This is a genomic window from Vibrio xiamenensis (genome assembly GCF_900100015.1).
GTDB lineage: Bacteria > Pseudomonadota > Gammaproteobacteria > Enterobacterales > Vibrionaceae > Vibrio > Vibrio xiamenensis.
This window is the reverse complement of record NZ_FNDD01000046.1, coordinates 16675-28058: the sequence shown is the minus strand read 5'-3', so window position 1 is coordinate 28058 and position 11384 is coordinate 16675. Positions and strand designations below refer to the sequence as shown.

Genomic DNA, 11384 nt, shown 5'->3' with positions numbered 1-11384 from the left:
CCCTCAGGCGGTCCGCTTCACACGGTTTAATCAAAAAATCCTGCGCGCCGTAACGCATTGCTTCTACAGCGATATCAATCGAACCGTGCGCGGTCATAAAGATAACCGGAACATCCGGATACAGAGACTTAACTTGATAAAGCACGTCCATCCCGGTCATGTCGGGCAGGCGTAAATCGAGAAGAATCAGGTCGGGCGTACGAGTATTTAAGCTGTCTAAAGCTTCTCGTCCACTTCCAACCACATTGATGTCAATGCCTAGCGGCATTAGATAGGATCGGTACAAGGCTGCCACAGAAGCAGTATCTTCTACCATTAACAGATATTTGTTTTTTTTATTTTGCTCGTTTGCTTGCATACACTAGCCAATTGGTTTGCATTTTGTGCAAATAATCGCACTACGCATTGCAATTTGCAAATTTGAAGTTAGAGCAAAGCAAAAAAACCGTAAAAATAGTCACTTAAAATTCAAACAAAATGGCACAAATAGTGCTAAACCTAAAGAGAGACCCTAACGGGTCCCTAGCCAACTGACGTTGTTAGTGAACATAGTATTCACAAAAGAAGCCAATAACTGTTTGTTATTGGCTATTTTTTTGCCTATTGTCAGTCAATTATTCGCTGTCATATTCATAACAAATTGTTATGGCGCAATAATTACGGTTAGCTATTGATGATAAACTGCTGGCGCAAGGTTTCAATTTGGTCGCGTTTTTGCGCCGCCAATTCAAACTCTAAGTCCTGAGCATGCTTATACATCTGTGCTTCCAAGCGACCGATTTCTTTTTCTAACTCTTGCGGCGTCATCGCCGAACTGTAGCTATTTGACGTCTCAGCCACTTTATTAAGCGGCACCGCTTTATGACCTTTGCGATTACTTTTCGCTTTGGTTGCTTCACCAAGCTCCATAATATCTTTGATATTACGTTTAAGCGCTTGTGGAACAATGCCCATTTTCTCGTTGTAGGCTTGCTGTTTCTCGCGGCGACGATTGGTTTCGTCCATGGCTTTTTTCATCGACTTAGTGATGCTGTCACCATAAAGAATCGCTTTACCTTTGAGGTTACGAGCGGCGCGACCAATGGTCTGAATCAACGAGCGCTCTGAACGTAAGAAGCCTTCTTTGTCGGCATCAAGAATGGCCACCAGCGATACTTCCGGCATATCCAAACCCTCACGCAACAAGTTGATTCCGACCAGAACATCAAACTCGCCCAAACGTAAATCGCGAATGATTTCGACCCGCTCGACAGTATCGATATCCGAGTGTAAATAACGCACTTTGACACCGTGCTCATGCAGATATTCGGTTAAATCTTCCGCCATACGTTTGGTCAACGTGGTGACCAACACCCGTTCATCAACTGCTGCTCGCAGGCGAATTTCCGACAGCAAATCGTCGACTTGAGTCGCGACAGGTCGAACTTCCAATTCTGGGTCAAGCAAACCAGTTGGACGCACCACCTGATCCACCACTTCGCCATCGGATTTTTCCAACTCGTAATTGCCAGGCGTGGCCGAGACAAAGATGGTTTGCGGCGCTAACGACTCAAACTCTTCAAATTTGAGAGGGCGGTTATCCAGGGCTGACGGCAGGCGGAACCCGTATTCCACTAGGGTTTCTTTACGTGAACGGTCACCTTTATACATGGCCCCAATTTGCGGCACCGTAACGTGCGATTCGTCAATGATCAACAAACCGTCGTGTGGCAAATAATCAAACAGGGTTGGCGGCGGCTCGCCTTCGCTGCGACCACTTAGATAGCGCGAGTAGTTTTCGATGCCAGAACAAAAGCCCAGTTCGTTCATCATTTCAATATCAAATTGGGTGCGCTGGGTAACGCGCTGTTCTTCAAGCAGCTTATTGTTGTCACGCAGATATTGCTGACGCTGCTGGAGCTCCACTTTGATCTTTTCAATCGCTTCCAACATTCGATCGCGCGGCGTGACGTAGTGGGTTTTCGGATAAATGGTGTAACGTGGCAAGTCACGCTGTTTGACGGCGCCCGTCAGTGGATCAAACACGCTAATGCAATCTACTTCGTCATCAAACATTTCGATGCGCACCGCATCTTGCTCTGACTCGGCCGGGAAGATATCAATCACTTCACCGCGAACGCGAAACTGACCACGTTCAAACGCAACATCATTTCGTGAATACTGCAGCTCCGCCAAACGCCTCAAAATATCGCGCTGGTCCATGACGTCACCGCGACGCAAATGCAACATCATTTGCAAATACGATTCAGGGTCACCCAAACCATAAATAGCCGACACCGAAGCAACAATGATGGCATCTTTACGCTCCAGTAACGCTTTGGTGGCCGATAACCGCATCTGCTCGATATGCGCATTGACCGAGGCATCCTTCTCGATAAAGGTGTCTGTGGTCGGAACATACGCTTCGGGTTGATAGTAGTCGTAGTAAGAGACGAAATACTCGACAGAGTTGTTGGGAAAGAACGACTTCATCTCACCATACAGCTGCGCGGCTAGGGTTTTATTCGGTGCGAGTAAAATGGCCGGACGCTGAGCCTTCGCAATAACGTTAGCTAAGGTAAATGTTTTACCCGAGCCAGTTACCCCAAGCAGGGTTTGGTGGGCAAGACCGGAATCGATGCCATCAAGCAGTTTATCAATTGCTGTGGGCTGATCGCCGGATGGCTGGTAGTCTGAGACGAGATCAAATACTTTACTCATGGAACCCTCTGCGCGTTCATTCGTCGTCAATAAATTCTGTATAAATATACAGACTTCAAATCGCAAAATAAAATTAAACGCTCTTTTTTCACTTTACCGATCTTACGGCTGGAATGTGATACTAGACTCTGATATTATCCTCCGCCCTAGCCGATTTATCTCGGCAAACTCTCCAAAATACATCCACAAGCTATACACAGATTTGCTGTAACTGGCTGGCAATTAATAATCATTTCGTTTATTTACAAAAATTGAAATCGATTTCATAAAATCATAAAGATCACTTATAACAACAAGTTAAACTAACAATTTTGATATTTTAACCTGCTTCTAAATAACTACTTTTTCACATTAGAACCTTTACGCAAGATTCATCAACACACTTATCCACAATTTTGGTGGATAACTAAATACAGGCTACAGCCGCCAAGGGATACAGGAATGTAAAGGTATTTTTTTTAAAATAATTTGCCAATTCTGCCCTTTTCAAGGTTGACATCTTTTGGCCCTATCGCTAACATTCGCAGCGCTTAACGCAATTCCCCCTTAGTTCAGTCGGTAGAACGGCGGACTGTTAATCCGTATGTCGCAAGTTCAAGTCTTGCAGGGGGAGCCAAATTTAGAAAGCCAAGTCTTCGGACTTGGCTTTTGTCGTTTTAGGGCTTAAGAAACCTAGCATCATCATCGCCCGTAAACCAAGGTTATCATGCTACTGTGTTGCGTTTGATAAGCGACGTTGTAACACGCGCGTAACTCTGCCGTGACCAGCTCAAGAGTGAGACTTTGCGAATTGAATGCGATTAATCGAGCATCACTGAATTCCAGGTAGCGTTTTAACCTTGGGTAAACCGCTTTAAATAAGCTCTCTTTCGCAGAGAACAGTAGCGTCACAAATTCCGCCAGTGATAATCCCGATGACGGTTGCAGAGCAAGCTCGTCATCATTGCACACCAAAGCTTGAATTTGCTGCGCTTGGGACTCAGGCATCACAGTTTCAATATCCAAACCTAAACAGCAATAATGGTTGGCTAACGTGGCACAACTCATAGCAATCGACGAATGATGGGAAATTGAGCCCACTACGCCAAAGGGCCAAATCGGCGCGCGATGCTGACCAATTTCAATATCCATTGTCGGCTTATCTATATAAGCTAGTGCCTTCATCGCCATTAGCCGACCCGTAACAAACTCGGCTTTACGCTTGGGCGCGGCGCGCTGCAAGCTCTGGTATGCATCACAGCACAAAAAGGCCTCATCGCTTGGCTGCCAGGCTTGTGCATTAAACTGGCATGCAAACAGCCGCAGCCCGCACCAATCAAAATGCCATGTTGATTGGATAAATGTTGCGCTAGATTCCCTCATCAACCCTCACCTTGAATCATTAAAAAAGCGAGCCGAAGCCCGCTTTATTGGTGATGAACCACTTAGCCAACCACATATGGGTTGGTTGCTTTGAGTTGCTGTCTAAGCTCAGATAACGCTAAATCTTGCTCACCCAGCGCAGCAAAACGCTGCAAAATATCACTGGTGGTATTACTGAGCAATTCAACTTGTGCTGGGCTGTAGTGCTTGGACAAGTAACTCATCAAAACACGAATCCGCTGCTCACCGTCTACTCGCTCTTCCATCACTTCAAATTGCAGCCCAAGCCCGCCTTCACTCTTATCAGGATCGACTTGCTGGAACTCAATTTGTCCACCTTTATCATCGCTTAAAAAACCGTTGAGTTTATTCTTGGCATGGAGCTGAATAAACACTTCAAAGATGTGATTATCTCGCTCAACGCCTTCACCCAGCAGCGCTTCTTCAATAAGGTCAATCGGAATATCAGTGTAAGGCATTGAGCCATTGATGGTCTGCTTAACTTGCTCAATCACATCGAGCACAGATAACTCTGTGGTGACACGAGTCATGTGTACCACCATCGTCGTGAAATAACCGATGGTATCAAAGAAGTCGGCATCCAAACGCCCGGAAGCTGGCGTCCCCACCACCATATTCGATGGTGCGCCAAGCAAGTTTAGCGACGTAATGATCCCAGCGTACATAACGTTGAACAGTGAGGCATTTTGACGTTTTGCCAGCTGATATAAACCGTCGGAAACGGATTTTTCGAGTTTAAATTCAACCCAGCCGCCTTGATTGTCATCTTCATCGCAACGCACGCTCAGTGGATGACTGGCATCAAAAATTGGCTCACTCCAAGTCGCATCACTAAGGTGCTGTTTCCAAAATCCTTGATGCTGTTGGTCCATTCCTAACTGATACTGCTTTTGTGCATATTGATGGAACGGCAACGGCTCAAATCGCCACTCTGGCACCTCACCTTTAACTCGCGCCTGATAGGCATGATTCAGTTCATCGACCAGAATATTGACCGACCATTCATCAAGCACAATGTGATGGAACAGCAGCGACAGATACTGTAAGTTGGAGTCAGCATCGCGGAAGAATTTCAACCGCAGTGGCAACTCTTTGGCTAAATCAAAACCGTAGCCAGATTCACGCTTCAAAGCGTTAGCATAAGGCTCAACCTCGGTTTCACTACTTTGCCAGAACCATTTGTAGCGATCGAGGTCCGCCACATCGACAATACGCTGATATGGTGTATCACCTTGCTGATCAAACTGAGTACGTAGCCCCGGATGGCGCACCAACAAATCACGAAACGCTAATCCAAACGCCGCTTCGTCAACCGGGTCTAAAAAGCGCAGCGCAAACGGAATATTGAAAATATGGTGCAAGCCAAATTCGGCGTATTTCTGCTTGGCTTTCCACAATGAATTTTGCGCTAGCGACAGTGGAAACTCGCTCGGTTCAGCACTTTCTACAACCGGATGATTTGACTCTGGCTGCTCAAGCTCAACCAAGCTTGCGCGCTGCGCGAGTGCATTAGCAGTCGAGTAACTGAACAGATCGTTAATATGGATTTCAATGTTATGTTGATTGAGTAATCGACCAATCACACGCGTGGCGATAAGCGAATGTCCGCCGCGGTCAAAAAAGTCATCATCAAGGCTCATTTCCGGCTCGCCAAGTGCTTGACGAAACTCGTTAAGAATCAGCGCTGCGATATCCAATTCCGGCTCAACTTCGGCTGTGTTTGGCAGCGGTGCCAAGCTTGTTGTTGGCAGTTCAACGTCAAGTGTCAGATTGGTCAGCGTGGCACTTTGCCCGCCGCCGAGTAGGCTAAGCAAGCTCTCTAACATCCAACCGCCAGCAAACGAAGAAAGCTGCGCGCTAGTGACCAGCTCAAGTACCGCTTCGCCGCGGCAATTGACGCCCATCGCCAATGCAACTTCAAACGGAGGATTGATTGGCGCCATAGCGAGGCGGTCAACCTTGGCATCATCCAGGCGTAAAAAAGTGGTGGGATCGGCAAGCCAAGAAACCAAAACATGCGGCGAGCCATCACACTGTGCTGCGGGAGAATTCAACTGTTGTTCAATCTGTACAGCCAGACTCTCAACATTTTGCGCATCGCAATCAAGCATTAACGAGGTAAGATTTGATTCGATCATGCTGCCATTGAGTTCAAAGTAGCGATCTTCCAAATCACGCGGCAAACTCAGTTGGACTTGACTTTGCTGAGTCAACTGCGCCACTTGCTTGGCAAACAGCGCCGCTACAGAAATCAGCACATCACGCTTTTCATCGCGGCTTTGCACTAGGCGCGGCAACTGTTCGACCAGTAAGTTTGCGACAAATTTATTCGCCAATGACGCGCCGTGACTGTGCAATTCCTGCTGCCCAGTGACACGACTGACTTGAGCGTTAGATTCACGCAGTAAAGGCGCGATATTGGCTTTGGTTTGCTGAGTGGAAGTCAGTTGCGGCGCACGCTGGGCTGAATCTGGCTTTGCGATAGCGGTGAGTGGCTGATTATAGCTTTGACTGATTAAGGTAAAGATTTGCTGCCAACTCACCTGCCCTTGAACGATTGGGTGAATCACTGCGCCAATCACGACACTTTGATCGGCAAGTAAGTAGAGCGTAAATTGCAGCGCAGCTTCACTATGTAGGTCAAGCGGCGTCATTTGCATTGCCAGAATATCGTCCAGCGCAGCTTGTTGATGCGTCACTGACTTAACGCGGCTCAGATGCGCCAATTGCGGATTGGCCGTTTTGACCAAGCCTTGCTCATCGTCAAACTGATACAAAAATCGCAGTGGCGGGCAATGACGGCACGCAGTCTCTATCGCGGCCAGCATACGACCGATATCGACAGTGCCACTGAGTTGAAAGGCTATCGCATACTGACCGACACCCGCTTCAGACTGCTGATGACGAAGCCACGTTAATTCTTCAAATTCACTGAGGGTGAATGGGTAAGCCGTTGTATTTTCGAGTTGCTGTATATTTTCCATAGTTGTGATTCCAACATTGAGCAGAAGGTTGGTGGAGACCAACCGCCGTAAGACGGCACTAGGATGACGTTGTAGTATTCAAATGAGGTTGCAGTAATTCGGACCAAGCCGAAATGCATGGCTGCTTGGCAATGTGCATATACAGCAGAGACTGGGTAGCCAAGCAATTGAAACGCTCCAATAGGCGCATCATTTGCAACGAATGCAGGCCATGTTCAATTAAATTCGCGTCGGAACTCAACGCGGTCAGGTCAATGTCACTCACCTCGCCTAGCTGTTCTCTTATCCACAAATCTAAATTCATTGTTGTTCCTAATATTGCTGATTGAGCCAAACAAAATCGGCTCTGCATTAGAGCCGATTTCAAAGGTTTAGAAGTTCATTTCGACAGACACGCCGATTTGACGTTCAGGAAGCAGGATTGGGGTATTTTTATCCACCACACCGCGTGATGAGTCATACAGGACTTCATCACGAGCGTTAAACACGTTGTTGGCGTAAAATTTGGCTTTACCGCTGCTAAATTGGTATGCCAAAGACAGATTGGTGGTTGAATAACCAGTGATCTTACCGTCTTCATCGTTATCTGCCGTTGAGTAGTAATCGTCCACATAGTGCAGGTTACCACCCAGTTCAAAGTCGCCAATCCAGTAGCGGGCACCAACCACACCAGTAAACGCCGGTGAACGCGCTAGCTCGTTGCCATCGTAGGCGCTAAAGTCGTCGGATGAATCAGACAGCTTAGTCTTAAGCAGCCCCATGTTGCCGTAGAGTTGCAGGTCTTGAGTGACGTACCATTCTAGCGTCGCTTCGGCACCGTAAGTCTCGGCTTTATCGGCATTCATGATGGTTGTACTATCAAGGATTTGCAGACCATCGTAGTCGTTATAGAACAAGTTAGTGGTCAGTTGCAGAACATCGCCAAACAGGCGGTGGCGGCTGAACAACTCATAGCTCCAAACGGTTTCTTCATCAAAGATGTAAGTGGTTAGGTTGGTGAAATCAACGCCACCACTACCAGCGCGGAAACCTTTAGATACGCTGGCACCGTAGGTGTTGCTCTCGTCCGCTTTCCAAGCCAGCGACAGTTTTGGCATAAAGTCGTTGAACGATTTATCAAAATCAATTTCTGCATAGCCGTCACCACCTTTACGGTAATGGTCTTCATTTTCGTAACGACCCACTGCGGTTAAATCGAGGCTTTGAGTGAGCGCGTAATTTACTTCGACATAAGCAGACGCGGTTTCCGTTTTATCATGGTAATTACCCATGCCGTCAACGAAATCATCATGCTTGTCTTTGTAGTAACGAAGGCCCATTAAGACGTCGGTGACTTGATCATCAGAGGTGTAACGTACTGCCGGTTCAATAAAGAATTCTTGGCCGTCGATATCAGCTGAGTAATACTCCCCTTCTGCAACAATACGTTTGACGTCAAAATCGGTGTAGTTGGTTTTAGAGGTGAATTTCAGATTGGAATTGATGTCGTAGGTCACATCCCAAATGTAGTTATTTGAGCGCGTCTCAAACACCGGACGTTCACTGGTATAACGTGAACCGCTTGCATCGCTCGGTTCATTCTCACCTTGTGGCGCGCGGCTGTCGTAATAGGCATAGGTCAGCATTGAAGAGAGCGCAGGAATCTTCGCTGGTTCAACCAAGAGTTTGGCGCGCACCGCATTCGATTCAATATCTCGCGCATCACCTGCGGGTGAATAGCTGGCGAGATCAACACTACTCTTACGTGTTTGGCGATCAGCACTTAAACGAAATGCCACTTGATCATCAACAATCGCATCGGACAAATACGCTGCAGTTTGCACGTAATCATTGGTGCCAGCACCAAGCTTCACACCAGATTGGAAATCGTAAGTCGGATCTTTCGATTTCAGCACCATAGTACCGGCAATCGAGTTACGACCTTGAATGTAGCTTTGCGGGCCAAGATAGATTTCCGCTTGCTGCATATCCCACATAGATAGTGGACCAAAAGCCAATTCGTTGTAGGTTAGCGAGCGCCCATCAACAGAAGTATTTAGACGTGGTCGAGTACCCGCAGAAAACGCCACTGCCCCGATACCCGGGCCTGCACCGTCGATACCACGAATGGTTGGAACCGCATTGCCATAGCCGGTTTCCACTACGTTTGGCGTTAACTTAAGTAAATCACGCGCTTCTTTCGCGTTAGCAGCGTCGATATCATCGTCATCAAACACCACCACACTTGAACTGGTTTGCTGCAAAGAACGTTCGGTTTTTTCACCGTAAACCACCACATCCGCGACTTGGTTACGCGCGTCGGTGGTTGAATCCGAAGCTTCGGTAGCAGCATTGGCAAGCGGTGAACCAAAGCAAGCTAGTGCAACCGCTGCTGAAAGTACGCTGAATTTCAGCGGGCGACTCACTGCTGAGTGTGAATTGGGCACAAATTCCATTTTATTCTCCTATGAAGCACAACCGACGCTTATGCTGCAACTGAATCTGACTCATATTGTATTTTTAGAATGCAAAGCGTTGCCGAAACGGCAGATATGTGTGCTGTAAACTATTAAATGAGCATTAATTTGCATGCGCATGCATGTTCGGCTTGCTACTCTATTGGTTTGCAAATTAAATGTAAAGCATTCTCATTTGCAGTTAATAACAATAATCATTTTTATTGATCTATTTCACTATCCAAACTAAGACAAAAGTTGAAATACAGCGGCGAAATAGGTTTATCTCGCAGAGAAATGAAGAGAATTGCGGATAACGTTCAGTAAGTTACAAGTTAAAAAATGTGCACTTAAGCTTTATTCGTCCAAACAATGATATTGATTCTCATTAACATGCAAGTTTATTATTGCTCTATTCTGGCGTCTTTTGTTGACCATGATGCCACTCAACACAACCGTGTCGGAAAACCCATGCAACAACCCATAACCCTAGCTCAAACACCGTTTTGGAAACGATTTATTCAACAACCCAGTGCCAATATCGACACCGTTGCCCACTGCGTGGCGATCAATGGCAAACTCGATAGCGACGCTTTTATTGCCGCGCTCAATCAAACTCTGAGTGAAACAGAGATTTTTCGCACACGATTTAGCGCCGCTGGAGAGATGATACTCGCTGCGTTTGACATGGCGCCGACCGCGCAAATGTGTGATTTATCGGCTGTGCCACAGGCCAATCATCAGGCATGGCAAGAAATGGAGAAAGATGCGCAAACGGCAGTGAATTTAGTTGAAAACCCGCTGACTTTGCATCGATTGTATAAGATCAGTGAGCATCAGTTCTATTGGTATACTCGTGCTCATCACATTCTTCTTGATGGTTATGGGATGATGTTGTTCGAGCAGCGTTGTTGTCAGTGGTATCAACATTTCACTAGTGGCAAAACACTCAGTCAGCCGTTTAAACCGTATGCGGATTATCTACTTGAAGAACAGCGCTACAGTGCCAGTCGTAAATATCATCTCGACCGACATTTTTGGCAAAATTACCTTGATGAGGATAACCTGCTGACTCTTACCGATGCAGATTATGACCCCAACGCCTGTCGTGAAGTGTGCCATCAAGTCTTGTTCGAGCCCCGATTTGCCACCCGCCTCAACGCTATCTGCCAACAGTTAGCCATCGGCTGGCCCGACGCCTTAGTGGCTTTAACATCGCTATATCTGCAGCAATCTCCGCTAAGTGACAATGATGAGTCGGTGGTGTGGCTACCGTTTATGAATCGCTGGGGCAGCGTTGCGGCGAACATTCCTGGTTTGATGGTGAATATTTTGCCGTATAAACACAAAAACGCGCCGCGCAGTAACCTCAAAGATTACCTTCTGCACTGCCGATCTGAGCTGCGTGAACTCTATTGTCACGGCCGCTACCGTATCGAGCAAATTGAGCAAGACCACAACCTCACCGCCAAACAAAGTTACTTTATGACGCCATTCATCAACGTGATGCCATTTGATGCGCCGCATTTGCCCGATTGCCAGCTCGAGCATCATGTTCTGGCTGCGGGTTCTGCTGAGGGCCTCAACATCACGTTTCGCGGCGCGCCAGGCTCGGAGCAATTTTGCGCCTTTATCGAAGCCGATGTGAACAGTTATTCTGAAGCCAAACTTGACCAACATGCCATCGACTTAGCGCTATTTTTTGAACGCTTACTCGACACCACCCTACTCGATTCAGCATCACTCGATAACCTGCTAAACCGACCACTTGAACCGCTGTTAAATCAAGAATCCTCGCTGGCTAAAAGCGCCTGAGCCAACTAGCGGCAGACAAGGTTTTATCTTCAAGCCAATAAAAAGCCCGAACTTTCAGGTTCGGGCT

General features: G+C 47.1%; 7 protein-coding genes and 1 tRNA gene. 2 read left to right on the top strand and 6 right to left on the bottom strand.

What is annotated here, in order from left to right; translation table 11 throughout:
- Together BLS03_RS23855 and uvrB are read right to left on the bottom strand one after the other, a co-directional pair.
- The coding region (locus tag BLS03_RS23855; protein WP_143015686.1) for a response regulator at window positions 1–358 on the bottom strand (358 nt) is incomplete at its 3' end.
- Window positions 359–663: 305 nt separating this feature from the next.
- On the bottom strand, window positions 664–2700 hold the full coding sequence (gene uvrB, locus BLS03_RS23850) for an excinuclease ABC subunit UvrB (protein WP_093279368.1): 2037 nt from the start codon (window positions 2698–2700) through the stop codon (window positions 664–666).
- Between the two features lie 540 nt (window positions 2701–3240).
- On the opposite strand from uvrB, the gene BLS03_RS23845 reads away from it, so the two are divergent.
- Window positions 3241–3316 (top strand) — tRNA-Asn (locus tag BLS03_RS23845).
- Window positions 3317–3381: 65 nt separating this feature from the next.
- On the opposite strand, the gene BLS03_RS23840 is transcribed toward BLS03_RS23845, so the two are convergent.
- The 4 genes from BLS03_RS23840 to BLS03_RS23825 all read right to left on the bottom strand — a co-directional run bounded on the left by BLS03_RS23840 (window position 3382) and on the right by BLS03_RS23825 (window position 9502).
- On the bottom strand, window positions 3382–4062 hold the full coding sequence (locus BLS03_RS23840) for a 4'-phosphopantetheinyl transferase family protein (protein ID WP_093279367.1): 681 nt from the start codon (window positions 4060–4062) through the stop codon (window positions 3382–3384).
- 62 nt (window positions 4063–4124) lie between these two features.
- Window positions 4125–7067, bottom strand: coding sequence for a condensation domain-containing protein (locus tag BLS03_RS23835; protein ID WP_093279366.1), 2943 nt, complete (start codon window positions 7065–7067; stop codon window positions 4125–4127).
- 58 nt (window positions 7068–7125) lie between these two features.
- Complete coding sequence (locus BLS03_RS23830; protein WP_176765682.1) at window positions 7126–7371, bottom strand: phosphopantetheine-binding protein; 246 nt, start codon at window positions 7369–7371, stop codon at window positions 7126–7128.
- A 67-nt stretch (window positions 7372–7438) separates the two neighbouring features.
- Window positions 7439–9502, bottom strand: coding sequence for a TonB-dependent receptor (locus BLS03_RS23825; protein WP_093279364.1), 2064 nt, complete (start codon window positions 9500–9502; stop codon window positions 7439–7441).
- A 471-nt stretch (window positions 9503–9973) separates the two neighbouring features.
- Between BLS03_RS23825 and BLS03_RS23820 the strand changes: the two genes are divergently transcribed.
- Window positions 9974–11317, top strand: coding sequence for a condensation domain-containing protein (locus BLS03_RS23820; protein ID WP_176765681.1), 1344 nt, complete (start codon window positions 9974–9976; stop codon window positions 11315–11317).
- Window positions 11318–11384: the final 67 nt, after the last annotated feature.

Coding starts and splice junctions, on each gene's coding strand:
- uvrB (WP_093279368.1), bottom strand. CDS start 2,700: ATGAGTAAAGTATTTGATCTCGTCTCAGACTACCAGCCATCCGGCGAT.
- BLS03_RS23840 (WP_093279367.1), bottom strand. CDS start 4,062: ATGAGGGAATCTAGCGCAACATTTATCCAATCAACATGGCATTTTGAT.
- BLS03_RS23835 (WP_093279366.1), bottom strand. CDS start 7,067: ATGGAAAATATACAGCAACTCGAAAATACAACGGCTTACCCATTCACC.
- BLS03_RS23830 (WP_176765682.1), bottom strand. CDS start 7,371: ATGAATTTAGATTTGTGGATAAGAGAACAGCTAGGCGAGGTGAGTGAC.
- BLS03_RS23825 (WP_093279364.1), bottom strand. CDS start 9,502: ATGGAATTTGTGCCCAATTCACACTCAGCAGTGAGTCGCCCGCTGAAA.
- BLS03_RS23820 (WP_176765681.1), top strand. CDS start 9,974: ATGCAACAACCCATAACCCTAGCTCAAACACCGTTTTGGAAACGATTT.